Source organism: Pseudomonas sp. 10-1B (assembly GCF_000935045.1).
GTDB lineage: Bacteria > Pseudomonadota > Gammaproteobacteria > Pseudomonadales > Pseudomonadaceae > Aquipseudomonas.
The window spans coordinates 23,737-48,710 of the sequence record NZ_JYKS01000041.1; the positions used below are offsets into that span (position 1 = coordinate 23,737).

The following is a 24,974-nucleotide window of genomic DNA, read 5'->3' on the forward strand; positions in this document are numbered from 1 at the left end:
GCCCTTTTCTCTGCCTGCCGAATGTGTATCGCCTGTTCCGGCCCTATCGCTGGCAAGCCAGCTCCCACAGGTAATCTGCAAGTCTGAAGGCCTGTGGTGTACCTGTGGGAGCCGGCTTGCCGGCGATAGGGCCGGAACAGGTAACCATTAACTTGAGATCCGCCACCAGCCTGCGTAACGTGGCCAGCTTTCACGGCAAAGATCCCCGGAGCCCGCCCCATGCGCCTCACCCCCACCCTGCTGCTCACTGCCCTGCTGCCCCTGTTCGCCGGCTGCCAGCTCATGGCTGACGCCCCCAGCGACCCGAACATCGGCACCACGCGCATGCAGGGCGAACTGCGTGCCGCTGGGGGCCAGCTGCTGTTCAAGCCGTGCAGCGAAAACCGCACCTTCGTGGTCAACGACGTCGCCGCCACGGGCATCCTGCAGGAAGCCGCCAACCTCGCCGAGGACGCCAACGACAAGCTGTTCGCCGATGTCCGTGGGCGCCTCACCGGTAACAAGCAGGCCAACAACGACGGTCAGCTGGAAGTGCGCCGCCTGTATCGCCTTGAACCTTCCCCCCGCGCCTGCGAAGACCCCAACTTCAAGCAACTGACCCTGCGTGCCAACGGCCACGAGCCGGGCTGGGACATCAAGGCCAGCGGCAAAGGCATGGTACTCAACCGTGTCGGCCAGCCCCCCTTGCCCCTGCCCTTCCTGGAAGAAGAAGTACCGGGCGGCGGCCTGACCTTGACCAGTGAAGCCAACGGCCAGCATGTCGAGCTGTGGGTCGCGCCACAACGCTGCGTGGACATTGCCACCGGCGCCATCCGGCACCTGCGCGCCGAGCTGCGCATCGACGGTAAGACCCTGCAGGGTTGCGGTTACTACGGCGGCGCGCGCGACAACTGATCGCCGGGCGCTTTTATCCTGCCAGTCGGGGCGGCGAACAGCTTATACTTGGCGGTTTGTGTAAAGCCGCCGGCCGCCCATGGCCGGGATACTGGACCCTGCCATGCTACGAATCACCGAACTGAAGCTGCCCCTGGACCATCCCGATGAAGCCCTGCGCGAAGCCATCGTCCAGCGTCTGGGCATTCGCGACGAGCAACTGCTCAGCTTCAACCTGTTCAAGCGCAGCTACGATGCGCGCAAGAAGAACAGCGAGCTGCTGTTCATCTACACCATCGACCTGGAAGCCAGCAACGAAGCCGAATTGCTCGGCAAGTTCGCCGACGATCGCAACATCGGCCCAGCCCCGGACGTAACCTACAAGTTCGTTGGCCAGGCCCCGGCTGGCCTGCAGGAGCGCCCGATCGTGGTCGGTTTCGGCCCGTGCGGCATCTTCGCCGGCCTCTTGCTGGCGCAGATGGGCTTCAAGCCGATCATCCTCGAACGTGGCAAGGAAGTGCGCCAGCGCACCAAGGACACCTGGGGCCTGTGGCGCAAGAGCGTGCTCAACCCCGAATCCAACGTGCAGTTCGGCGAAGGCGGCGCCGGTACCTTCTCCGACGGCAAGCTGTACAGCCAGATCAAGGACCCGCAGCATCACGGCCGCAAGGTGCTGGAGGAATTCGTCAAGGCCGGTGCGCCGGACGAGATCCTCTACATCAACAAGCCGCACATCGGTACCTTCCGCCTCACCGGCATGGTCGAGCAAATGCGCCAGGACATGATCGCCCTCGGTGCCGAAGTACGCTTCCAGCAGAAGGTCACCGACCTGCTGATCGAAGACGGCCAACTGACCGGTGTGGTGCTGGAGAGCGGCGAACAGCTGCACTCGCGCCATGTGGTCCTGGCACTGGGCCACAGTGCTCGCGACACTTTCCGCATGCTGCATGCCAAGGGCGTGTACATGGAAGCCAAGCCGTTCTCGGTGGGCTTCCGTATCGAGCACCCGCAAACGCTGATCGACAAGGCGCGCCTGGGCAAGTACGCCGGCCACCCGAAACTCGGCGCCGCCGACTACAAGCTGGTGTACCACGCCAAGAATGGCCGTTCGGTGTACAGCTTCTGCATGTGCCCGGGTGGCACCGTGGTCGCTGCCACCAGCGAGCCGGGCCGGGTGGTCACCAATGGCATGAGCCAGTACTCGCGTAACGAGCGCAACGCCAACTCCGGTATCGTCGTCGGTATCGACCCCGAGCGCGACTACCCGGGAGGCCCGCTGGCCGGTATCGAACTGCAGGAGCGCCTGGAAGCCCACGCCTATGTGATGGGTGGCAGCAACTACCAGGCGCCCGCGCAATTGGTGGGCGACTTTGTAGCTGGCCGGCCATCGACCGCGCTGGGCAGTGTCGAGCCGTCCTACAAGCCGGGTGTTACCCTGGGCGACCTGGCACCGAGCCTGCCGGACTTCGCCATCGAGGCGATCCGTGAAGCGCTGCCGGCGTTCGACCGGCAGATCAAGGGCTACAACCTGCATGATGCGGTGCTGACCGGGATCGAGACGCGGACCTCGTCGCCGCTGCGGATTACCCGGGGTGAGGATTACCAGAGCCTGAACCTCAAGGGGCTGTTCCCGGCAGGTGAAGGGGCTGGGTATGCGGGCGGGATTCTGTCGGCGGGTGTCGATGGCATTCGCATTGCCGAGGCAGTGGCGCGGGATATGCTCGGCCTTTAATCCTGTATCGCCAGCCATGGCCTCTTCGCGGGTAAACCCGCTCCCACCTCGACCGCATAGGCCTCAAGCCCCTGTGCAGTACCTGTGGGAGCTGGCTTGCCGGCGATGAGGCCGGTCCAGGCAATACAAGACGGTTGCTCCCACAGGGCAGTAGTGATTATGCCGGAAGCATGAAAAAACCCCGACTGGCGAGTAGCCAGGTCGGGGTTTTCTGTTGTTGCGTTACGCTCAGTGCGAAACGCGGCTGGTACCGTCAACAGTCATGATGCGCACGCGGTCGCCGACACGGAAGATTTCATTCTCCTGCACAGCCTGCACGTAGGCGCGCATGCTGCCATCGTCTTCTCGCACTGTGATCTCGACACCTTGGGTACGGGTCAGGCCTTCTTCGGCGGCGGAACCGGCCAAGCCACCGGCAACGGCACCAATCACCGCAGCCACGATGCTGCCACGACCACCGCCTACGGCGCTACCGGCAACGCCACCCACGATGGCGCCAGCGCCACCGCCGATCGGGGTCTTGGTACCTTCGATCTTGACCGGACGCAGGGACTCGATGGTGCCCATGCGCACGGTTTGCACACGGCGGGCCTCGTCACGGGAGTAGCTATCACCGGTCAGGCTCGAGGCACAGCCCCCCAGCAGCAGCGACATGGTGGTAAAGGTCGCCACCAGCAAAGCGGATTTACGCATGGGTAAAGTCTCCATAAGTCAGTTGTTCATTAGACGCTGCACGTTGACGGCTGTCACGGTACAAACGTAATAAAATTGTTTTCATTCAGCCGAGGTACAGCCCGTGCAGGTTGTGCCACTGGCCTTTCAAGTGAGACCAAGGATAGCCATGGATTACTTCATCGTCGTGGTCACCACCGTTGCGGGGCTGTATTTCCACTGGTGGTTGTATGTACGCATGCGCCGCTGGATGGACCGTGACCTGGCGTTGTCGCTGGCCGGCGCCGATCCCGGGAAGCGCGAATACATGCTGCAGAAGCTGGAGCAGGCGCGGGTGGAGAAGGTTGGACGCAAGCAGTTGGCGGGGTGGTTGGAGCGGGAGGCGGAGGGGTATTCGGGGTAGCCTGATCGCGACGCAAGGCCGCTCCCACAGATGAAATGCGGATTTAACCTGTGGGGCGGCCTTGTGTCGCGATTGGGCCGCAAAGCGGCCCCTGGATCTCAGGGCGCCAGCCGCTCCCGCAGCCATTGCCCATCGACCAAGCGATAGTTCAGCCGGTCATGCAGGCGGCTTGCCCGCCCCTGCCAGAACTCGATACGCTCGGGCAGCAAACGATACCCGCCCCAGTGCTCCGGGCAATGCGGCTGGGTGTCGGAGAAACGCGCCTCGGTGGCCTTCACCAGGCCTTCCAGTTCCTCACGCCCGGCAATCACCCGGCTCTGCGGCGAAGCCCAGGCTCCCAGGCGGCTGCCCAGTGGGCGCACCTGGTAGTAGGCATCCGACTCCTGCGCCGTAACCTTTACCACTCGCCCTTCGATGCGCACCTGACGCTCCAGCGCCGGCCAGAAGAAGGTCATGGCGGCAAACGGATTGGCCTGCAGTTGCTGGCCCTTGGCGCTGTCGTAGTTGGTGAAGAAGGTGAAGCCCTGCTCATCGAGCCCCTTCAACAGCAAGACGCGGCAGTGGGGACGACCTTCGCCGTCGACAGTGGCCAGGGTCATGGCGTTGGCCTCCACCGGTACCTGCTCGGTCTTCACCGCCTCGGCAAACCACTGGTGGAACAGGGCGAACGGCTCCCCCGGGGCCTGAGCTTCGGTCAGGCCATCACGGGTGTAGTCGCGGCGCATATCGGCCAGGGATTGGGTCATTGCTGCGTTCCTTGACGATCAGTTGGTCTTCGCAGGGCTGTTGGCAGCTACTTTCTTGTCAGCGGTAGCTTTCTTGGCGGCGGGTTTGACCGGCGCGGCTTTTTTCTTGGCAACAGTCTTGGCAGGTGCCTTGGCCTTGGCAACAGGCTTCTTCGCCGCTGGCTTGGCTGCTGGCTTGCTGTCGGCAGCCTTGGCAACAGGCGCCTTGGCATCCTGCACCGCCACCATCGAGGCCGGGGTTGGTGCCGGGGTGGCCTGCTGGTACTTGGCCAGCAGTGCGACCATGGTGTTCTGCGGGGTCAGCAGCATTTCCACACGGCGGTTCAGGGCACGGCCCTCGGCGCTGTCGTTGGCGGCGCGCGGCATGACCGAACCCATACCCTTGAGGGTCAGGCGGTCACGCTGCAGGCCACTGAGGCGGAAGATCGCCGACACCGAAGCGGCGCGCTCCAGGCTGAGCTTCTGGTTGGCGGCCGCAACACCGCTGCTGTCGGCATGGCCCAGTACCAGCACGGCAGTCTTGGGGTCGCCTTCGACGGTCTTGGCCACACGGGTGATCGGGCCCAGGCTCATGGGCAGCAGCATGTTCGGGCGATCGGGGTTGTACGAACCATCCACCGGGATAGTCACGGCCAGCACGTTGTCGCGGCGTTCCAACTCCAGCTTGCTGTCCTTGATCGCCTCGCGCAGCTTGGGCTCGTACTCGTCCAGCCAGGCCTGGGTGGCCTTCTGGTCGATCTTCGGCACGCCCCCCTTGGCTTGCTTGTCGTCACCACCAAACGGCCACCACCAGCGGCTGGCGCTTTCCGACTTGGCATCGGCCTTGGCCACTTTCTCGGTGACAGCTTCCTTCACTTCCTGCTCGGCAACCTTGTCCGAACCAAAGGGCCACCAGCTCGATTCGCTGCCCTTCGAAGCGTCCTGGGAGTGGCTGGCGCAGCCGGTCACGGCGGTCAGGCACAGGGCGAGTGCTAAGGTTTTATGTGAAGACATCAGCGATACACCATGAAATAGAAAGAAATTTTGCCTACACACTTCAGGCGTTGGCATTGAGAATAGTCAAACAGGGGGGGCAATACCCGCATTACCCGATCAAAGGCAACTGCCAAGGACGCGTACCAGTTTCTGCGCGCGTGGGTCCATCAGCACATAAGGGCCAAGGGTATTGACCACGAAACCGAAGGCCACATCGTGCTCCGGGTCGGCGAAGCCGACCGAGCCGCCGGCACCAGGGTGGCCGAAGGCACGGGCACCAAGGCCAAAGGTGGCATTGGCCACGTCGGGTTGGTCGAGCATGCAGCCCAGGCCGAAGCGGGTCTGGGTGAGCAAGGTGCGGTCCTGGCCAAGGCTGTGCTCGCGGGTCAGTTCGTCGAGCAGTTCGGATTCGAGCAGGCTGCCGTCCAGCAACCCGGCATAGAAGCCTGCCAGGCTGCGTGCATTGCCGTGGCCATTGGCCGCTGGCTGCTGCATGCGCCGCCATTCCGGTTTGTTGGTGCTGGTCAGGATCGCCGGCGGGTTGGTGAAGGCACGGGTCGACAGTGCCTCGGGCTCGCGCATGGTCACCTGCAGCAAGCGCTGCGCCGCTGCATCACCGGGGTTGCCCTTGCCGCGGGCGATATGCGCCACGCGGTGAAACTCTTCGTCCGCCAGGCCAACATGAAAATCCAGCCCCAACGGGCGAGCTGTACGGGCCACGATCGAGTCGCCGGGGCCACGGCCGTCGGCACGGCGGATCAGTTCACCAATCAGCCAGCCGTAGGTGATGGCGGCGTAACCGTGTTCGCTACCTGGTGTCCACCACGGCGTTTCGGTAGCCAGAGCATCGACCATGGCCTGCCAGTCATACAAGGCTTCGGCTGGCAGCAGCTCACGGATGGCCGGCAGGCCGGCGCGGTGGCTGAGCAGTTGGCGCAGGGTGATCGACTGTTTACCGGCTTGGGCGAACTCGGGCCAATAGTTGGCCACCGGGGCGTCCAGCGCCAGCTTGCCCTCGCCGACCAGCTGCAAGGCGGTGACGGCGGTGAAGGTCTTGGTGCAGGAGAACAGGTTGGCGATGGTGTCGCTGTGCCAGGCCTGCTGGCCATCCTTGTCGGCACTGCCGGCCCACAGGTCGACGACGGTTTCACCACCGACCTGGATGCACAGCGCGGCGCCACGCTCCTGGGGATCATCGAACACCGCGGCGAAAGCTTCGCGCACGGCTTCGAACTTCAGCTCATAGTGACCCTGGATCTGCACCCTCTGTTCTCCGTACGACATTTCCAAAAAATGGTGTGCATTGTTTCAGTAGTTTGGCGTTTTGCAAACTGGCTTGGGCCAGATGGTCGCGATGAACGGTAAAGCGCATTCCCTGTGGGAGCGGCCTTGTGTCGCGATTGGGCCGCAAAGCGGCCCCAATCGCTTAACTGACTGGCATTACCCGCGTCAGCCTTGTCTTAGGGAGCAGGCTTTTCCAGCTCGGCGCGAAGCTGGCTCATCACCTGCAGGTTGCTCTTGCGCACGGCATCGACAAACCCCGGGTACGGCATATCGGTGATCGCCACCAGCCCTAGGTGGCCGTTCTCGCCATCGAGCAGGCGCCCGCTGGCCGGCTGGTCGAGGTACTGGAACCAGTGCGCGCCAACGATCATCGGTTGCGCCAGGGCCGCCTTGAGGAAGTTGCCGTAGGCCGGGCCGCGGTCTTCTTCACGCGCCACTTCCAGCGGCCCAGGCCAGAACGGCCCGCGATCACGCGAACCGAACTGGAACTCGGACACCAGCACCGGCTTGTCCAGCTCGGCCAGGCGGGCGAAGTCATAACCGTCCTGCGGCTTGAGGGTATAGAAGTTGAAACTGAGCACATCGCAGAACTCAGCGCAGGCCTTGACCGCCTCCGGCGTGCTGACGGCATAGCGGCCACCGAGCAGCAGGTGGTTGGGGGCATGCCACTTCAATGAATCGGAAATGGTCTTGAAGTAAGTCTCGGCGAATACCTGCTGGAAATGCTGGTAGTCACGTTCGATTTCCGGGTGTTCCGGGCTGGGCAATGGCGCCTCGAAGCCTGGGTCTTCCATCAGTTCCCAGGCGGTCAGCTCGATGCCCCAGGCCTTGGACAACCCCTCCTGGTTGCGGTATTTGTCCCGCAACTGCTTGAGGAAGGCGCGCTTGGCCGGCACATCGGTGGTCAGGCGCAAGGTGCCGTAGGCCAAGCCGTAGCGGGCCTTGGCGTCGCTACCCGGGGCGGCCCAGGCCAGCTCGTTGTCGGCGAAATAGCCGATCAGCCAGGGGTCGTCCCGGTGATCGCGGGCAGCGATGGCCACGGCGCGTTCGGTGGCCATGGCAAAACGCGGGTCGAACGGGTCTGGCATGCTGCCCCACCAGTCCATGCCGGTGCTGATGCTGGTGTAATCACCCACGATCGACAGCGGCAAGGTATACGGCATGCGCTTGGCCTGGCCCAGGGCTGGCTCGCTCCAGTTGCCGACCGTGTTGAAACCCCAGGCCTGCAAACGGTCGAGCGCATGCGCCTGCCAACGGGCGGCATCCAGCACCAGCGGCGGACAGTTTGCCGGCTGCCCCTCCACTGCAGGCAGGCAGGATTTGCCGTAGGTGCGCTGCACGTTGGCGGCATAGAAGTCGAACCAGCGTCCCTGTTTGAAGTTGCGCCCTTGCGACGAGGTATTGCCGTCGTCGTTATTGCCTTCGCCATAGAACGCGGCCAGTGCATCGCCCTCGCCGGGCAAGGCCTTGAACATGCCTTCACGCCCGGCGACATAGGTACGCCCGCCATCCGCGGCCACCGCATTCACCCCCAGGGAATAGAACGGATGCCCCTGCGGAGTTACCAGATACCAGCGGCCGTCACGTTTCTCTGTGCGGAAGAAGCCCTTGGCCTCGAACGCCGGCCCGGCCAGCAGGCCGCCGTAAGGGTCCAGTCGCTGTTTGCCACGCTCTGCCAGCCAGCCCTTGAGCTGTTGCTGTTCACGCGCATCGGCAGCCTTGAGTTGCTCATCATTGGCGACCTTTTCTGGCCAATGCCCGCGGGTGGACTGACCGTAGGCATCGATCAACTGGTGGTAAGCCGCCTGGTAGGCCTGGTCGTCATCCTGGATACCCACCCGCTCGATCAGCAGATTCTGCGCCACCTTGGGGTTGGGGATGCTCAGGCTGACCGAGACCACCTGCTTGAGGTCGACCGCCCCGGCGCTGCTGGTCAGCAGCAGGCGCTGGCCGCCATAGCTCCAGGGCATGGGCGGGCCGGCACGCATGCCCTGGCTCAGCGGCGAGCTGGCCGTCAGCGGCACCATCACGGTTTGCGCAGGGCCGGCCGGCAGGTCGATGCGGCTGGTCAGCGTGCGGCCATCACTGCCCAGCACCGTGACATCCACGGTCAGTGCCCAGTCCATGGCACTTTGCAGGCGCAGGGTCAGAAACTGCCCGGCGGACCAGTCCCACACACCGCTTTGCGGGCTCAGGCGCAGGGTCGGCCGCTCGGCCGGGTTGAACACCACACGCCGCAGTACCTCGCCCTCGGCCGTCTGCTCCGCGTTGTACTGCGGCATGCCGGCATCTTCGGTTGCCACATTGACCACCGAGGCCGGGCGCACGAAGCTGAACAGCGTCTGCTGCCCAGCCAGCAACGGCGAGCTGAACAACAGGGCGAAAACGGCGGGCAGGGCACGGCGGACCATAAAGCTGGGGCTCTCCTTCAGGGCCCTCATGAGCCCAGGACTGAGTAATGGACAACGCGCCGGAGCAGGTACTCCGGCCGTCAGGAAATCTCCCGCCGGAACGGCGGCAGCGCATTGAGAATAGCCTTGCCGTAGCGCTGGGTGACCAGGCGCCGGTCAAGCAAGGTGATGACACCGCGATCCTGTTCGGTACGCAGCAGGCGGCCACAGGCCTGGATCAGGCGCAGCGAGGCGTCGGGCACGGCGATTTCCATGAACGGGTTGCCACCGCGAGCCTCGATCCACTCCGCCAGCGCCGCTTCGACCGGGTCGTCAGGTACGGCAAAGGGAATCTTGGCGATCACCACGTGCTCGCAATAGGCGCCAGGCAGGTCGACCCCCTCGGCAAAGCTGGCCAGGCCGAACAGGACACTGTGCTGGCCATCGTCGACCCGCGCCTTATGCTTGTTCAGGGTTTCCTGCTTGGACAGGTTGCCCTGGATCAGCACCAGTTTGCGCCAGTCACGGTCCAGGCCGTCGAATACGTCCTGCATCTGCTTGCGCGAGGAGAACAACACCAGCGCGCCGCGGGCATCTTCGACGATGTTCGGCAGCTCGCGGATGATTGCCGCGGTGTGCGCCGCCGCATCGCGTGGGTCGGCCTTCAGGTCGGGGACCCGCAACAGGCCGGCATCGCCATGCACGAACGGGCTGGGTACCACGCAGGTGACTGCGTCACGCGGCAACCCCGAACGCATGCGGAAGCGGTCGAACTTGCCCAGCGCGGTCAGTGTCGCCGAGGTTACCAGCGCGCCATGTGCAACGCTCCACAGGCTGCGACGGAGCATTTCGGCAGCCAGGATGGGGCTTGCATTGACTTCGATATCGAACAGCGCACCGCTCTCGGCCAAGGTCAGCCAGCGGGCCATGGGCGGGCTGTCTTCCGGGTCTTCGATGGTAAAGGCCGTCCACAACTCCCAGTTGCCCTGGGCACGGGTTTGCAGGCTACCGAACAGCGGGTACCACTCTTCAGCCTGATGACTGGCAATGCCAATATTGACTTCGCCACCCATGCCTTCCTTGAGAAGATCGGTCAAGCGGGTGAACAGATCATTGAGGCGAGCAAAGCCCTTTTTCAGCTCGGTGCCCACTTCGCGGATCTGCTCTGGTACCACCCCGCCTGGGAAACGGTAACGGGGGCGCTCGCGGCCTTCGTTATCTTCGCCGGGGCGAAAATCCGCCACTTGCTCACACAAGGTGAACATGAACTGTTGCTGGGTGCGGATTTCACGCGCCAGTTCAGGGACCTGCTCGATCAGCTTGCCCAAATCGCCCGGCAAGGGGTGCTGTGCCAGCAGCTTGGTCAGGTTCTTGGCAGTCTGCTCCAACCAATCAGCCGTAGAGCGCAGCCGTGAATAGTGGGCGAAGTGACCGATGGCCTTGTCCGGCAAATGGTGGCCTTCGTCGAACACATACATGGTGTCACGCGGGGCAGGCAACACTGCCCCTCCTCCCAACGCGAGGTCGGCCAGCACCATGTCATGGTTGGTGACGATCACGTCGACCTTGCCCATGCCCTCACGGGCTTTGTAGAACACGCATTGCTGGAAGTTGGGGCAATGACGGCCGGTGCACTGGCTGTGATCGGTAGTCAGACGCGCCCAGTCTTCATCCTCCAGGTTCTCTGGCCAACTGTCCCGATCGCCATCCCAGCGATTGCCGGCCAATTTCTCGATCATGCTGTTGAACAGTTTCAAGCTGCGTTCATCAACGTCGATACGGAACCCCTCTTCCTCTAGCAACTGAGCCTGAGACGACTGCGCATGGCCTTCCTGTACCAGGATGTCGAGCTTGGACAGGCACAGGTAGCGGCCACGGCCTTTGGCCAGGGCGAAGCTGAAGTTAAGGCCGCTGCTGCGCATCAGGTCGGGCAGGTCCTTGAAGACGATCTGCTCCTGCAGGGCCACGGTCGCGGTGGCGATCACCAGGCGCTTACCGGCGGCCTTGGCGGCCGGAATGGCTGCCAAGGCGTAGGCCACCGTCTTGCCGGTACCGGTGCCCGCTTCCACCGCCACCACGGCAGGCTCGCCAGCACGGCGGCCTTCATCGTCGCAGGCGATGTCGCCGAGTACCTTGGCCACTTCGGCGATCATCAGGCGCTGGCCATAGCGCGGCTTGAGGCTCTTGGCTTCGAGAAAACGCGTGTAGGCGCCCTGGATGGTGGCTTTGAGTTCGTTGCTGATCATGGTCTGCAGGCGCCCGGAGGGCTGGATATATTTTCAGTGTTTCGCATGGGGCGGCTATCATACCCCGCTATTGCCCTTTGTGCCGCATGGAGATCCGGATGCTCGCCTTTGCCCTGCCCTACACACTGCATGTCCTGGCCGCCCTGGTATGGGTCGGCGGCATGTTCTTCGCCTGGCTGGTGCTGCGCCCGGCAACGGTTGCAGCCCTTGAAGGGCCTGCGCGGCTGCGTTTATGGGTGGAAGTTTTCCGACGCTTCTTCGGCTGGGTCTGGCTGGCCGTGGCGGTTTTGGCGATAAGTGGTATCGGCATGTTGCACATGCGCTTCAGCGGCTTCGAAACCGCGCCTAAGTACGTGCAGGTGATGATCGGTGGGGGTATCGCCATGTTCGCCCTGTTCATGCGCATTCAGGCGTTGCTGCTGCCGGAGTTGAAGGCGGCGGTGCAGGCCGAGGACTGGCCGGCGGGTGCGGCGGTGCTGGGGCGGATCCGGCGGATGGTAGGGATCAACCTGCTGCTGGGCATTGCGGTGGTGGCGGTGGCCAGTTCGCGGCTGATGTTCTGACAAGTAGCACGTCCTCCTTGTGGGACCACGATCCTGCCCAAAACCTGAAGGTTTGCGCGATACCTGTGGGAGCGGCCTTGTGTCGCGATTGGGCTGCATCGCAGCCCCGAATTTGCGCGTTTACACATAAACCGCTGGGGCCGCTGCGCGGCCCAATCGCGACACAAGGCCGCTCCCACAAGGGTCAGAGGCGCTGTAGGATCAGCTCACCCGCTGTCCCCGCCAAGCCAGGCTGGCCCGGCTGTCCCGGCCGGCCATTGGCCCCGGCATCGGTGCGGTAGACCAGGCAACCTTTGCTCGCCCCGCCCTTACCGGCCTTGCCTGCCGCCCCGGCCTTGCCCGGCGCACCGCCGTCCAGGCGTACCACGATGCGTTCCTGCGGGAAGCCCTGCGGCACGCTCAGGCGTATGCGCCCACCCGGCGCGCCATCGTGGCCGTTGCCGCCGTCATCACCATTGGCACCGCGGCTGGCCTGGCCCCAGGTGCAGCCACCAGCCTGGCCATTGGCGCCATCGAGCCCCACGTAACCCGGTGCACCAGCGCCACCACGGGCATCGATCGCCAGCCGCTCGGCATCCACTTCAGCCAGCTTCAGGTCCAGGCTGCGGCCCGACCGGGCTGCCCGCTGGTAGGTACCGGCCGCCCCCGGTGCACTGAATTCGCTACCCTCGCCCAACCTCGCGCTGCGCGCCTCGATCAGCAACGGGCTATCGGAAGGTGCAATGGCGATACGCGCATCACGCCCCAGTTCCAGCTGGTCGACCTTCAACTCCGCCAGCGAGGCAGGCAGCAGCAGGGTTGCGGCGTCGGCGATACGCAGGTGCGCAAGGTGCACGCTGGCCGACTTGTCAGGCAGGCGCAGCATGGAATTGGCGGCGACCGCCAGGCTTTCGGCCTGGGCCAGGGGAGCGGCCAACATGGCCAGCAACATCAGATTACGCATTTCGCGGCGCCTCCTGCGCACGGGGAATGGACATGACATGGAAGATACCCGTCAACAGGATTTGCAAACGGTCGAACCAGCGATGGCTGCGCCCACGCAGGCTGCCATTGAAGAACAGCACCTCGAGCAGGTGCAGGCCCAGCAAGGCGATGCCGGCGGCGTTGATCAGCAGATTGAAGGGCAAGGGTTGTGGCATCAGCTGATTGAACAGCACTACCCCCCAGAAAGCGACTGTCAGGACCTTGCCCAGGCCCAGGATGAACTTCATACCCCGCCCCTCTGAATAGTTGTTATGTCGAGACGGCCCGTTCGAGCGAGCCGTGCGACCAACAGTACCCGTATTGCCAAGGCAGGCGCCAGCACCGCTCAGTTGAGGTGCAGTTCCACCCGTCGGTTGCGCGCGCGGCCCTCTTCGCTTTCGTTGTCGCTGACCGGTTCGCTTTCCCCGCGCCCCTGGCTGGTGACCTTGCCCGGCTCCAGCCCCTGGCCGATCAGGAACTCGGCCACGCTGCCGGAGCGGCGTTCGGAGAGCGCCTGGTTGTAGCTGTCGGAACCAACGCTGTCGGTGTGCCCGATCACCCTGACCTTGGCCACCGTCGGTGAATTGAGCTTCTCCACCAGGCCTTGCAGGCGCTGCTGGGCCGCCGGAGTCAACTCGGCGGAATCGAAAGCGAACATCACGGCGCCGTTGTCATCCAGGATAATCACCGTGGGTTCCGGCTCAGTGGCCGGCGGCGACGCCGGGTACTGCTTCAACGGGCAACCCATGTGATCGACCGCGGTGTTGGCTGGGGTATCAGGGCAACGATCGCGGCGGTCGAAAATACCATCGCCATCTTCGTCACCATCCTGGGCGTAGCAGATCAGGCCCCCGGTGATGGCGCCCAGGGCACCGCCAGCCGCTGCCCAGGTCGAACTTTCGATGGCGCCCAGGCCACCACCGACCAGGCCGCCCAGCAGGCTGCAGATGGGCCAGGTCCTTTGGTTGAGGGGTGCGCTGCCATCGCTGTGGGTGGCGCAGCCCGTGAGCAGGCTGGCAGCCACCAACAGCGGCAATGCCGCCTTCGACGACACACTCATGCTGAATGCTCCTGTGTCATTGGCCATGAACGGCTTACCGGCATGAAGACACGCCCGCACCACTGCTCAAGGCGCGGGCGCAAGCCGTCACCGCTGGATCTTGATCTCGGTACGGCGGTTCATGGCACGCCCTTCGCCCGTGGCATTGTCTGCCACCGGCTGGGTTTCACCGGCACCGACTACCGACACGAAGCTGCTGCGCGGCACACCGCTCTCGACCAGGTAATCGGTCACCGAGTGGGCACGGCGCTCGGATAGTTTCTGGTTGTAGCTGTCGGAGCCGACACTATCGGTATGGCCGCTGACGCTCAGGCGCGCAGATGGCGCTTCCTGTTTCAGGCGCGTGGCAATGGTATTGAGGCGCTCTTTGTCTCTGGCGGTCAGGCGCGCAGAATCGAACTCGAAGTGCACATCGCGGATGACGATGACTTCTTCTTTCTGCACCACCACTTCCTCGACCACCGGGGCCGGCTCTGGCGGGCAGCCGTTGGCATCGACCTGCACGCCACGCGGGGTGCCAGGGCACTTGTCACGGCTGTCCGGCACGCCGTCGCCATCCTCGTCGCCATCGCCATGGGCCCAGCAGTAACCCGCCGCCAGGCCACCGCCCAGCAACGCGCCCCAACCAGCCCAGCTGGAACTCTCGATGGCACCCAGGGCGGCGCCGCCTACACCCCCGACGGCGGCACATTTCGGCCAGTCGGTTTTTTGCAAACCTGCACAACCAGTCAACACACTGGTGAGCAGTACCAGGGGTATCGCTGTGCGTACTATGCTCATTTCATTGCTTCTCCTAGGGGGAATCGGCATAAGGCCGATCTCTGGGAGTAAAGACCGCGCATTCCAACCCTGCCAGCAATAAGCCACGACGCGGTCACATGCCTCTTTGCCCGCACGCTGCGGCCCGTTAGTCTTGGACGACTTGAACGAGGAATGGCAATGACCGACGGTTTTTCCCAACGCACCCCGCAGCAGGCCCTGGCGGCTCTGCTCGAACGCTTCACTCCTCAACGCCTGCTGCTGGTGGGCACGCGCTTTCCGGCGCTGGACGCCTTCGCCCAGGCGCACCCGCAAGTGACCATCGCCAGCGCCGCTCCGGGCCCGCTGCCAGCTGAGCTGGCCGCCCAGCGCTTCGACCTGGCGGTACTGGTGGACTGCCTGGAGCACTTGCCCAAGCGCACCGGCCTGGAACTGCTCGGCGGCATTCGCAACCTCAATGCCAGCCGGGTCGCGGTGCTGGCCGACCTGGGCGCTTGTGGCTGGCAAGACACCGATTTCTTTGCCTTGGCCCTGTCGGCCAGCGAGAAATTTTGCCGTGACCAGCAGGTACTGAGCCTGTTCACCTATGATCTACATGACTACAAGCAGGTCCCGGACTGGCTCAATGCCAAGTTCTGGGCCAACCCTGAAAACTTCGGCAAGTACTGGTGGTGATGATGAGTGTCTCGGTCTGCCCTTGTGGCAGTGGCAACCTGCTCGACGCCTGCTGCGGGCACTACCATGCTGGCACCCCGGCACCGGATGCCCAGGCGCTGATGCGCTCACGCTACAGTGCCTATGTGCTGGGCCTGGTCGACTACCTGGTGGCCACCACCCTGCCGGCCCAGCAAGCCGGCCTGGACCGTGCCGCCATGGCCGCCTGGAGCGCCCAGAGCACCTGGTTGGGGCTGGAAGTGGAAAGTACAGAAGTGCTGGGCGGCCAGCCCGAGCACGGTTTTGTCACCTTCACCGCACGCTGGCATGACCAGGACGGCGATCACCAGCACCGCGAACGCTCGGCGTTCGTCCAGCATGACGGGCGCTGGTACTTCATCGACCCCACCGTCGGGCTGAAGGCCGGGCGCAACGACCCCTGCCCGTGCGCCAGCGGCCAGAAGTTCAAGAAATGCTGCGCCAGTTACGTGGCTAGCTGAGCATGCTCGCCCGCGCCCGTCTGCTGCTGCTCGGCTCCCTGCTAGCGCTGCTGGTGGGTTGTGCCAGCTGGGGCGGTGACGATTGGCGCGAACCCGAGGTGCACCTGGTCGAGGTCGAGACGGTCAAGGCCAGGCTGCTGGAGCAAGAGTTCGTGCTGCACCTGCGGGTCGACAACCCCAATGACAGTCGCCTGTTCATCCGCAATCTGGCGTATTCGATACGCCTGAACGACCTGCTGCTGGTGCAGGATGAAACCAGCATATGGCGCAGTGTGGGCGCGCATGCCCGGCGCACCTTCAAGATCACCGCACGGACCAACCTGTGGCAGCACCTCAAGCCACTGGCCAAGCTGCTGCGCAGCGGGCAACCGCTGCATTACACCCTGCAGGGCGACCTGGCGACCGGGTTGCTCATCCATCGGGACCTGCACTTGTCGCGCAGTGGTGAGATAATCCCCGGCGATAACAACCCGGAGTAACCCTGCAATGTCCCAACAACCCCACGTTCATGGCCCTGACTGCAACCACGATCATGATCACCACCACGATCACGGCCATGTACACGGTCCGCACTGCAACCACGGCCACCAGGAACCGGTACGCAACGCCCTGAAGGACGTTGGCCGTAACGACCCATGCCCGTGCGGTAGCCAAAAGAAGTTCAAGAAGTGCCACGGCGCCTGACAGGCCACCCTTCGCCGTAGGCAAAAAACCTGGGGCTCGCGCTGTGCCTGTGAGAGCAACTGCCTTTGCGGCCCTTCGCGGGCACGCCCGCTCCCACAGGTTTGGCGCTGAGCTATAGAAATGCGCGGTCTCTGTGGGAGCGGGCGTGCCCGCGAAGGGCTGCAGAGCAGCCCCAGTAAAGTCTGGAGGCACAGGCTATACCCGCACGGGACTACGCGGCCTTGCGCCGGTTCGCCCCCAGCAGGTCCTGATACCACAGGCCGGCGTCATAGGCGATGGTCACCAAGGTAGTGCCGACATAGCGCGGATGCTGGGCCATGCGCTGGGCAACAGCGAGGCAGGCGGCGGCGGTATTGCCGACGAAAATGCCACTTTGCATGTAGAACCAGCGCTGGGCAGCCAGCATTTCGGCGTGTTGCACCTGGGCCCGCTCGTCTACCAGCGACCAGTCCATGAACGGCGGGCACACCCCCACCGCCATGCCTTCGAAGCGATGATCGGCGAACACGCCAGCTCGCGAGTCACAACCGCAGGGATCGACCAGCACCGTCGACACCTCGAAGCCATGGTCCTTCAGCCCCAGGGTAATACCGGTGAAGCTGGCACCAGTACCGGCGCAGCCGACAAACAGGATCTCCCGCCCGGCCCCGGCGTTGGTCAGTTGCACAGCCAGCTCGCTGGCAGTCTGATAACGATGGGCTTCGACACCCACGGGGTTGTTGAACTGATCGGTGTAGAAGTATGACTTGCCCAACGCGGCCTGGTTTTCCAGGTGATGCATCACCACATCCTTGGGGGTGGCACCGGCCAGCAGCATTTCCTTGCCAATCAGCCGAGCACCGAAACACTCCAGCAAATCCCGCTTGGTCTGGCTGAAACTCAGCCCGACCGCCAACTCCACGGCTACCTGGTATTTGTGGCAGGCCGCCAGCAAGCCGAAGCCGAAACTGCCACCAGTTTTTTCGATGACGGTCGTCACCCCGGGAATGATGTCACCATTGCGCACGGCATGCTCGACGATGCGCCGGGCCGCCCGGTACTTGTGGCTGCCACCGGGGTTGTTCATTTCCAGCTTGGTGTAGATGCGGTCGCTGACGCTGATGAGCTGGCTCATTTGCGGCTACCTTCCAGTGAAGTATTCAGGCAAGCCTTGTTCTGCATCAGGCCGACAGTGGCAATCAGCAGCCCGATGCACAGGGCCATGCAGATGACATTGGTGCCGTCCCAGCCCACCGAACTCAGCAACAGCGAAGGGCTGAACGCGCCGATGGTGGCGAAAATGGCGATGGCCAGGTCGTTCTTGCCCTGCATCTGCATCGCTACCGGGCTGTTCTGCAGCGACTGGGCCAGCAAGGCACCACCGCCTACATAAGTCAGGTTCCAGCCCAGCCCGAGGGCAATCAGCGCCAAGGTCATCATGGCGTAGCTGTGCGACCAGATATTCATCGCCGAGCAACCGATCAACAGGGCCAGGCCCGCACAAATGGTGGTCCTGATGCCCAGCCTCTGGATGATCGCACCGGTGAAGAACGACGGCGCAAACATGGCAATCACATGCCACTGAATCGCCAGGCGCACGTCGGTGAAGTCCTCGTGCATGTGCTTCATGTGCATCGAGGCCTGGATCATCAGCAGGTTCATGATCCCGTAACCCAGCGCAGCAACGGCCATTGCCACAACCACACTCGGGCTCAACTGCTCGGTACGGGCGCCAGCCGGCTTGGCTGCGCTGCTGGCGGCGCTGGCCGTACCAGCATCGTTGGGCAGGCACAGGGCGCTCAGCAGTGACAGCAGCGCCAGGCCGACAAACGCGGCGTAACACAGCGAAAACAGTGGGTAGCCGCCAACGTCCCGCAGCCACTCGGTGAGCATCGGCCCGACCACAGCAGCGATAACGCCGCCTGCCACGACCAGCGAAAGGGCTTTAGGCTTCAAGGCCTGGGGAAGGTTGTCGGTTGCCGCGAACCGGTTGAAGTTGGCGAACGCGATATACACGCCCAACGCAGAATGGCTGAGTACCAGCGTTGCAAAATGCTGGTGCTCCACCGCCAGAAAGCCGCTTACACCAGACAGCGCAAGAGGAATCGCGCCGAGCATGAATGCCTTCTTGCGGCCTATGCGGCTCATCAACCTGGAGACCGGATAGGTTGCCAGCATCAGGCACAGAAACTGAAAGCCGTACGGCACCGTGGACCACGCGGCGTCAGGCGCCAGCGCGGCGCCGACGATGGCGGCCATGGTCACCGACATGACTGCAGTGGTCAGGTTGATCGACTGTGCGGTGAAATACAGGTACGTTCGCCGCGGTAGCGTGCTGTTCATAGTGCGTGCTCGTGATAGGTGGACAGGTCGATTTCGGCATCGGGGAACACGCAGATCAGCCGTTCCTTGCCTTTGCCCAGCCGTTTGCGCCTGACGCTCAGGCGGCCGATACGCCGTGGTGAATCGAGGTGTGTGCCACCGCACGGGATTTCGATGCCGTCGTAGGTCCACAAGCGCGCGTCTTCCAGCCCCTCGACCGCGTAGTGCTCGATGGGCGCATCGTTGCCGATCAACTCATTCGCCCGCCGTTCTATTTCAACCACGTCTTCGGCCGTGAAGGCGTCCTCGACCAGGAAGTCGAAACGTGCCGTGTCCTCTTTGATATGGCAGCCGATGGTCCATTGCTTCAACTCTTCACGCAGCCCGATCGCAGCGGCATACAGGAAGTGGCTGGCACTGTGCGACAGCGTCAGCCGTTCGCGCCGTTCTATATCAATCGTGACGCGGGCCGGCATGCCGACGGTGACTTCATCCAACAAGTGCAGGTCATCAGGGTGCAGGCTGTGAATAATGATGCCGCCCAGTTTTCCGCCTTTGAAACCTTCCAGGCGAATCGGGCTGCCGTAGAGTTTTTTAACCCAGACAAACCGCACAGTACCGATCGGTAATTCAATCGTGCCGAAGTCGGCTTCCTGGCCGCCACCTTCCGGGTAGGCCACGGTACTTTGCAACTCGATGCCGTCACTGTGCACACGCGTTACTTGAGTATTCGCGCCCGCCAGGTATTGGTCTTTGTAATACAGCTTCTCGGTATTGCGTAAAACTTCATAGTTCAGAGAGTTCATGCTTCCAGTACCACCTGCAATGATGTTTTTACCTGCACCCGGGCAGCGGCAGGGACGTCTTTGGTAACAATGCAGCCCGGCCCGATGAAGGCGCCGTCACCAACGTGGATAGCGCCCAGTACACTGGCGAAAGCGCCGATCTGTACCCGGTTGCCCAAGGTCGGGTGCCTGGCGCTCGAAGGGTTGTCGCTGATGCCGCGGGCGCCCAGGGTGACGCCGCCGAGCACGTAGCAGTCGTCACCGATGGTCGATGTTTCACCAATCACGGTGCCCATGCCGTGATCGATGATGAAGCGCGCACCGATACGGCTGCGGAAATGGATTTCCGCCCCCGAAAGCATTTTTCCGCGCCTGGAGACCAGGGCGGCCAGGCATTGGCCACCGGCACCGTATGTACTGGCGGTGTTGTTATAGATCCAATGGGCAAGCCGGTAATGCAAAACAGCGGAATAAGACGTGTAGGTTTTTGCAATGAATACCAGATCGCGGCCTGCCGCCGGATCTTTCATGGCAAATGCCTGCAAGTCGGCATGGGCCTGTTCGGTCACACTTTCAATAATCAGTGTTTGTTTCAGCACTTCGAACTCGTCGATTGAGCAGCATTCCAATAACGCCGAGGTCACAAGGTTCTTTACAACTTTGAATGACTCCAGTTCGTCAGGCACAGGAAGCCTGGCAATGACAGCTGTTTGCATGTCCATAGGGTGCATGGCTCGATATCCAGTGGTCTGGTCTGCACAGACGCTAAAAGTGCCGCCTTCGCTGGCAGCCGAAAGTTCCGACAAGGGGATATTGGCAGGTACTGGCCATTTGCAAACGAACAGTCGACAAGCATTTCCGTTAACTGTTAGGCTTTTTTTTCTAACGGTTTCGGAACTGCCATGACCAACTGCAGCCTTCATCACCTGTTGAAGCAACGCCTCGATGCAGGTGAGTGGTTGCCTGGGCAACGCATGCCCTCCATCCGCAAGCTGACGGCCGCAGTCGACTTCAGTTACCACGACGTGGTCTCGGCCTATGCCCAGCTGGTCAGCGAAGGTGTGTTGACGGCCTCACCTGGCCGAGGCTACTTCGTCGCCAACCGGACCCAGCAAGCGAGCGTGATCCATGAACCCGAGTGCATGGCCGGCGATCCGCTGTTCCGCCTGCTGCAGGGTGGACAGCACTACACCAAACTGGGCAGCGGCTGGTTGCCCCCGGCGTGGCGCGACACCGAACTGCTGGCCAAGGCGATTCGGCGCACGGCGCGGCTGGAGCAAAGTTCGCTGGCCGAGTACGGTGACATCCAGGGTTACCTGCCCATGCGTAAACAACTGTGCGTGCACATGAAACGGCTGACCCGTGTCGAGGCCCGCCCCAACCAGTTGCTGACCACGCTGGGCGCCACGCAAGGCCTGGACCTGGTTGCACGGTTGCTGATCAAGCCGGGCGACCACGTTTTTGTCGATGAACCGGGCAACGGCAACCTGATCAAGCTGATCCAGCTGGCGGGCGGGCATGTGGTCGGCATCCGGCGCACCCAGGACGGGCCGGACATCGAAGAAATGCGCAGCTACCTGGCCCGGCACAAGGTCAGGGCGTTCTTCTGCAACAGCACTTTCCACAACCCGACTGGCAGCAACATCAGCCCGCACAACGCCTTCAGCGTGCTGCGCCTGGCGGTGGAACACGAGTTCTTCGTGGTCGAGGACGATGTGTATGGCGACTTCAGCCCGGCCGTGCGCCAAACCTTCGCCGAGCTGGACAACCTGGACCGGGTCATCTACATCGGCAGCTTCTCCAAATGCCTGTCGGCATCGCTGCGCGTGGGTTTCATTGCCTGCTCGCAAGATCTGATCGAGCCGCTGACACGCCTGAAATTACTGACCTGCGTTGCCGTTCCGGCGTTTTGCGAGCGCTTCGTCAACACCATATTGTCGGATGGCACCTATGCCCGGCATATGAAGGACGTGCAGCAGCGCCTGATCCGCCAGCAAGTCCAGACCCAACGCCTGTTGCTCGAGCGCGGCTGGCAATTCGAAATCGCGCCGCAGGGAGGCATGTTCCTCTGGGTCTACCACCCGGACCTGCCAGACCTGCAACCCTTCATGCACAAACTGGAGCGACACAAGATCCTGCTGATGCCCGGCTCCGCATTCGCTGTCAGCCGTGACTACCGACGCTACGCACGTATCAATTGCACGCATTTTTCCGACGCCCTTGCGGAGCATTTCGACGTTTGCCCCAGCGTGATCAAATAAACCGACCTGGGACCTTGCATGGCGCCTGCGCGCTTACTACCTTAGCGCCTTTCCAAACCAGCCTCGCCTTGCAGGAGCCCTTGTCATGGCCGCCCCCGCCTTTCCTCCCTTCCGCCCGCGCCTCGCAACCGCTGCCACGCTGCTCGGCATGCTCGGGCTGGCCGGCTGCCAGACGGGCGGCTACCAGGACAGCGTGCCACCGACCAGCGGCGTGCAGCCGCTCAAGGGCCTGGCGCAGAACGTTTCGGTACGGCGCAACGCCATGGGCGCACCGCTGATCGAAAGCAGCAGCTTCCATGACGCGCTGTTCAGCCTGGGGTATGTGCATGCCGGCGACCGCATCGAGCAGATGGTCGCCATGCGCCTGCTTGCCCAGGGCCGCCTCGCCGAACTGGCAGGCCGCGAAGCACTGGACATCGACCGCCTGATGCGCGCCGCCAACCTCAAGCAGAGCGCCGCCCAGCAATACGCCGACGCATCGCCACGGCTCAAACGCTTCTTCGAAGTGTACGCACGTGGGGTAAACGCCTATCTGTTCCGCTATCGCGACAAGCTACCCGCTAGCCTGGCCAACAGTGGCTATCGCCCCGAATACTGGAAACCCGAAGACTCGGCGCTGATCTTCAGCCTGTACGCCTTCAGCCAGTCGGTGAACCTGCAAGAGGAATTGAGCGCCCTGACCCTGGCGCAGAAAGCCGGCAGCGACAAGCTGGCCTGGCTGCTGCCCGGCGCTGCGGACGAGCCGTTGGCCGAAAGCGAAGTGGACAAGCTCAAGGGCCTGAACCTGGCCAGCCAAATGCCGGGCCTACCGGCCTTGGCAGCCGCCAGCCAGAAGCTGGCCGACCTCGACCTGCTCGGTAGCCCGGGCTCGGCCAACCTGGCCCTGGGCCCGCTGCGCAGCCGCAGCGGCAAGAGCCTGCTGGCCAGCGACAGCCGCGCCTCCTGGGCCCTTGGCCCGGTACAGATCCACACCAGCAAGTACCAGGTCGCCGGCCTGTCGCTGCCCGGCCTGCCGATCGTGCTGGCCGGCTACAACGGCAAGCTGGCCTGGAGCAGCAGCGCAGTCATGGCCGACAACCAGGACCTGTACCTGGAGCAGCTACGCCGCCAGGGCAGCCAGCTGAACTACCTGGCCGACGGCAAATGGCTGCCGGCCCGCGCCCGTAGCGAAACCTTCTTCGTCCGTGGCCAGCGCCCACTGCGCGAGGTGATGTACGACACCCGCCACGGCACCCTGCTGGCCCAGCCAGACAATGCCAGCCTGGGCCTGGCGCTCAACCTGCCGCAGTTCAAGGGCGACCGCAGCCTGGATGCGCTGTTCGACCTGACCCGCGCCAACAGCGTGGAGCGTGCCTTCGACAGCACCCGTGAAGTGACCGCCGCCGCCCTCAACTTCGTCTTCGCCGAGCCAGAGCACATCGGCTGGCAAGTCAGTGGCCGCTACCCCAACCGCCGCGAAGGCCAGGGCCTGCTGCCCTCGCCGGGCTGGGACGGGCGTTACGACTGGGACGGTTATGCCGACCCGATGCTGCACCCTTACGACCAGGACCCACCCGCCGGCTGGATCGGCCACGCCAACCAGCGCAGCCTGCCGCGCGGTTACGGGATGCAGTTGTCCAACACCTGGTACTACCCCGAGCGCGCCGAGCGCCTGGCCCAGCTGGCCGGCAATGGCCGCCATGACAGCCGCAGCCTGATGGCCCTGCAGAACGACCAGGAGACCCTACTGGCCGACAAGCTCAAGCAGATGTTCGACGCCCCCGGCATGGCCCAGCCGCTGAAGCAGGCGATCGACGCCCTGCCGGCAGCGCAGCGCGACAAGGCCCGCGACGCGCTGGCCCGGCTCAAGGCCTTCGATGGCCGCCTGAGCCCGGTATCTGCGGATGCCGCGCTGTATGAGCTGTTCCTTCAGGAAGTGGCACGGCAGACCTTCCTCGATGACCTGGGCCCGGAGTCCGGCCCGGCCTGGCAGGCGTTCGTCAGCAATGCACGGTTGTCGTTCTCGGCGCAGGCCGACCACCTGCTCGGCCGCGACGACAGCCCGTTCTGGGATGACCGCAACACCCCGCAAAAAGAAGACAAGCCGGCCATCCTCGCCCGTAGCCTGGCTGGCGCAGTGGATGCCGGCACCGCGCAACTGGGCGCCGACCGCCGCGCCTGGCAGTGGGGCAAGTTGCACCAGTACCGCTGGCCGGCACCGGCCTACCATGGCCTGGGCGATGCCATCAGCCGTTCGCCGCTGGCCGCAGGCGGCGACTTCACCACGCTGGCCCTGACGCCCTATGCCTGGGGCAGCGACTTCGACACTCGCCTGCCCGCCTCGGCGCGGATGATCGTCGACTTCGGCCAGGTCGAACCGTTGCAAGTTCTGACCAGCAGCGGACAATCCGGCAACCCGGCCAGTGCGCATTACAACGACGGGCTGGATGCCTGGTTCAAAGGGCGCTTCATGAGCCTGCCGCTGCAACAGCAGAACTTCGGGCGGGCGTATGGCAGCCAGCGCTTGACCTTGGTGCCTGGCAAGTAGAGCGCTTAGCCAAAGCCGTCATTCATGGCGGCTTTGGCCTGACGTCAAACGGCGACGACCGAAAGCTCGATTCGCTGCCCCAGGACCTGCAACGCATGCTCAACCTGCTCGATCTTGGAGCGATGCAACAGATCGACCAGACGATCGACCTGGGGACGATTTACTCCTAGTCGGCGCGCCATCTCGGTCTTGCTGATTTTTTGTGCCACCATCGTATTCCACAGCGCCGCTTTCGCTGCCGTCAGGGCTGGCAGACGTACGACGGGTTGACCAGCCGTTGGAGCTGCAGGTAGCGGGATAGCCTGCTTCTGATCCACATAGAACGAAAGCGCGGACTCCAACGCATCCACGGCATCGAACAGTGCTTCTTCCAAGGTATCACCAGCGCAGGCCATCTCAGGCACATCGGGACAACTCAGCCAGACACTGCCGTCTTCTTGATGAACGACCACCGGGTACTCGAATTTCATCCCCTGCCCCTCTAAACCCTTCGACCTTGAGCCCACAGTTAACCGCAAAAGGCGCTTCGGCATTTCTGAATGGTGTGTAGTCCTTTTCGCTCAGCTAAAACCGTTCGAACTCCCGGGACAGCTCCG

General features: G+C 63.4%; 25 protein-coding genes. 10 read left to right on the forward strand and 15 right to left on the reverse strand.

All coding sequences use genetic code 11. The features are described 5' to 3' along the window. Positions 1 to 219 precede the first annotated feature (219 nt). Together TZ03_RS21485 and TZ03_RS21490 are read left to right on the forward strand one after the other, a co-directional pair. Entirely contained in the window at positions 220 to 894 is a 675-nt protein-coding gene (locus tag TZ03_RS21485) for a COG3650 family protein (protein WP_051100292.1), read from the forward strand. A 103-nt stretch (positions 895 to 997) separates the two neighbouring features. Beyond that, entirely contained in the window at positions 998 to 2,605 is a 1,608-nt protein-coding gene (locus tag TZ03_RS21490) for an NAD(P)/FAD-dependent oxidoreductase (RefSeq protein WP_051100293.1), read from the forward strand. Positions 2,606 to 2,833: 228 nt separating this feature from the next. On the opposite strand, the gene TZ03_RS21495 is transcribed toward TZ03_RS21490, so the two are convergent. Continuing rightward, positions 2,834 to 3,298, reverse strand: a complete 465-nt coding sequence (locus TZ03_RS21495) for a glycine zipper 2TM domain-containing protein (protein ID WP_009684613.1) — start codon at positions 3,296 to 3,298, stop codon at positions 2,834 to 2,836. A 148-nt stretch (positions 3,299 to 3,446) separates the two neighbouring features. Between TZ03_RS21495 and TZ03_RS21500 the strand changes: the two genes are divergently transcribed. After that, complete coding sequence (locus TZ03_RS21500; protein WP_051100294.1) at positions 3,447 to 3,680, forward strand: hypothetical protein; 234 nt, start codon at positions 3,447 to 3,449, stop codon at positions 3,678 to 3,680. Positions 3,681 to 3,778: 98 nt separating this feature from the next. Here the strand turns inward: TZ03_RS21500 and pdxH are convergent, their stop codons facing one another. From pdxH to dinG, 5 genes are all read right to left on the reverse strand, one after another. Then, positions 3,779 to 4,426 (reverse strand): pyridoxamine 5'-phosphate oxidase, encoded by a 648-nt coding sequence (gene pdxH / locus TZ03_RS21505; RefSeq protein WP_051100295.1) that lies wholly within the window; start codon positions 4,424 to 4,426, stop codon positions 3,779 to 3,781. Between the two features lie 18 nt (positions 4,427 to 4,444). After that, positions 4,445 to 5,419 carry an OmpA family protein gene (locus tag TZ03_RS21510; RefSeq protein WP_051100296.1) on the reverse strand — a complete coding sequence of 325 codons (975 nt, stop codon included), beginning with the start codon at positions 5,417 to 5,419 and terminating at the stop codon, positions 4,445 to 4,447. A 99-nt stretch (positions 5,420 to 5,518) separates the two neighbouring features. Further along, positions 5,519 to 6,664, reverse strand: coding sequence for a serine hydrolase domain-containing protein (locus TZ03_RS21515; RefSeq protein WP_051100297.1), 1,146 nt, complete (start codon positions 6,662 to 6,664; stop codon positions 5,519 to 5,521). 197 nt (positions 6,665 to 6,861) lie between these two features. Beyond that, entirely contained in the window at positions 6,862 to 9,096 is a 2,235-nt protein-coding gene (locus tag TZ03_RS21520; RefSeq protein WP_051100298.1) for a beta-galactosidase, read from the reverse strand. Between the two features lie 80 nt (positions 9,097 to 9,176). Then, positions 9,177 to 11,321: an ATP-dependent DNA helicase DinG gene (gene dinG / locus TZ03_RS21525; RefSeq protein ID WP_051100299.1), complete on the reverse strand. Its 2,145-nt coding sequence runs from the start codon at positions 11,319 to 11,321 to the stop codon at positions 9,177 to 9,179. Positions 11,322 to 11,419: 98 nt separating this feature from the next. Between dinG and TZ03_RS21530 the strand changes: the two genes are divergently transcribed. Beyond that, entirely contained in the window at positions 11,420 to 11,884 is a 465-nt protein-coding gene (locus TZ03_RS21530; protein ID WP_051100300.1) for a CopD family protein, read from the forward strand. Positions 11,885 to 12,068: 184 nt separating this feature from the next. Here TZ03_RS21530 and TZ03_RS21535 read toward each other — a convergent pair whose 3' ends face one another. The 4 genes from TZ03_RS21535 to TZ03_RS21550 all read right to left on the reverse strand — a co-directional run bounded on the left by TZ03_RS21535 (position 12,069) and on the right by TZ03_RS21550 (position 14,687). Beyond that, the gene (locus TZ03_RS21535) at positions 12,069 to 12,827 is read right to left on the reverse strand and encodes a hypothetical protein (protein WP_051100301.1); all 759 of its coding nucleotides are present in this window, start codon (positions 12,825 to 12,827) and stop codon (positions 12,069 to 12,071) included. Then, the gene (locus tag TZ03_RS21540) at positions 12,820 to 13,095 is read right to left on the reverse strand and encodes a DUF1145 domain-containing protein (protein ID WP_051100302.1); all 276 of its coding nucleotides are present in this window, start codon (positions 13,093 to 13,095) and stop codon (positions 12,820 to 12,822) included. Before TZ03_RS21540 ends, TZ03_RS21535 begins: the two co-directional genes overlap by 8 nt. Before the next feature lie 98 nt (positions 13,096 to 13,193). Further along, complete coding sequence (locus TZ03_RS21545) at positions 13,194 to 13,907, reverse strand: OmpA family protein (RefSeq protein ID WP_051100303.1); 714 nt, start codon at positions 13,905 to 13,907, stop codon at positions 13,194 to 13,196. 87 nt (positions 13,908 to 13,994) lie between these two features. Further along, positions 13,995 to 14,687: an OmpA family protein gene (locus TZ03_RS21550; protein ID WP_051100304.1), complete on the reverse strand. Its 693-nt coding sequence runs from the start codon at positions 14,685 to 14,687 to the stop codon at positions 13,995 to 13,997. Between the two features lie 159 nt (positions 14,688 to 14,846). Here TZ03_RS21550 and TZ03_RS21555 point away from each other — a divergent pair, with 159 nt between their 5' ends. From TZ03_RS21555 to TZ03_RS29105, 4 genes are read left to right on the forward strand one after another with little or no spacing between them, the layout of a single operon-like run. Further along, positions 14,847 to 15,341, forward strand: coding sequence for a DUF6231 family protein (locus tag TZ03_RS21555; RefSeq protein ID WP_051100305.1), 495 nt, complete (start codon positions 14,847 to 14,849; stop codon positions 15,339 to 15,341). A gap of 2 nt (positions 15,342 to 15,343) precedes the next feature. Continuing rightward, positions 15,344 to 15,820: a YchJ family protein gene (locus TZ03_RS21560; RefSeq protein WP_051100306.1), complete on the forward strand. Its 477-nt coding sequence runs from the start codon at positions 15,344 to 15,346 to the stop codon at positions 15,818 to 15,820. Positions 15,821 to 15,822: 2 nt separating this feature from the next. After that, positions 15,823 to 16,299 (forward strand): LEA type 2 family protein, encoded by a 477-nt coding sequence (locus tag TZ03_RS21565; RefSeq protein ID WP_051100307.1) that lies wholly within the window; start codon positions 15,823 to 15,825, stop codon positions 16,297 to 16,299. Between the two features lie 7 nt (positions 16,300 to 16,306). Then, complete coding sequence (locus TZ03_RS29105; RefSeq protein WP_003258907.1) at positions 16,307 to 16,504, forward strand: SEC-C metal-binding domain-containing protein; 198 nt, start codon at positions 16,307 to 16,309, stop codon at positions 16,502 to 16,504. Between the two features lie 211 nt (positions 16,505 to 16,715). Here the strand turns inward: TZ03_RS29105 and TZ03_RS21575 are convergent, their stop codons facing one another. From TZ03_RS21575 to TZ03_RS21590, 4 genes are read right to left on the reverse strand one after another with little or no spacing between them, the layout of a single operon-like run. Next, on the reverse strand, positions 16,716 to 17,618 hold the full coding sequence (locus TZ03_RS21575) for a pyridoxal-phosphate dependent enzyme (protein WP_051100308.1): 903 nt from the start codon (positions 17,616 to 17,618) through the stop codon (positions 16,716 to 16,718). After that, entirely contained in the window at positions 17,615 to 18,826 is a 1,212-nt protein-coding gene (locus TZ03_RS21580; RefSeq protein ID WP_051100309.1) for an MFS transporter, read from the reverse strand. The genes TZ03_RS21575 and TZ03_RS21580 overlap by 4 nt, the downstream gene beginning before the upstream one ends. Next, complete coding sequence (locus TZ03_RS21585) at positions 18,823 to 19,611, reverse strand: alanyl-tRNA editing protein (RefSeq protein ID WP_051100310.1); 789 nt, start codon at positions 19,609 to 19,611, stop codon at positions 18,823 to 18,825. The genes TZ03_RS21580 and TZ03_RS21585 overlap by 4 nt, the downstream gene beginning before the upstream one ends. Next, the gene (locus TZ03_RS21590; protein WP_051100311.1) at positions 19,608 to 20,321 is read right to left on the reverse strand and encodes a serine O-acetyltransferase; all 714 of its coding nucleotides are present in this window, start codon (positions 20,319 to 20,321) and stop codon (positions 19,608 to 19,610) included. Before TZ03_RS21590 ends, TZ03_RS21585 begins: the two co-directional genes overlap by 4 nt. A 171-nt stretch (positions 20,322 to 20,492) precedes the next feature. On the opposite strand from TZ03_RS21590, the gene TZ03_RS21595 reads away from it, so the two are divergent. Together TZ03_RS21595 and TZ03_RS21600 are read left to right on the forward strand one after the other, a co-directional pair. After that, positions 20,493 to 21,851: a PLP-dependent aminotransferase family protein gene (locus tag TZ03_RS21595; protein WP_051100312.1), complete on the forward strand. Its 1,359-nt coding sequence runs from the start codon at positions 20,493 to 20,495 to the stop codon at positions 21,849 to 21,851. 85 nt (positions 21,852 to 21,936) lie between these two features. Further along, a complete protein-coding gene (locus TZ03_RS21600; protein WP_051100313.1) occupies positions 21,937 to 24,378 on the forward strand; it encodes a penicillin acylase family protein in 2,442 nt (813 codons plus the stop codon). A gap of 44 nt (positions 24,379 to 24,422) precedes the next feature. Here TZ03_RS21600 and TZ03_RS21605 read toward each other — a convergent pair whose 3' ends face one another. Further along, a complete protein-coding gene (locus TZ03_RS21605; RefSeq protein WP_051100358.1) occupies positions 24,423 to 24,848 on the reverse strand; it encodes a type II toxin-antitoxin system HicB family antitoxin in 426 nt (141 codons plus the stop codon). Positions 24,849 to 24,974 lie beyond the last annotated feature (126 nt).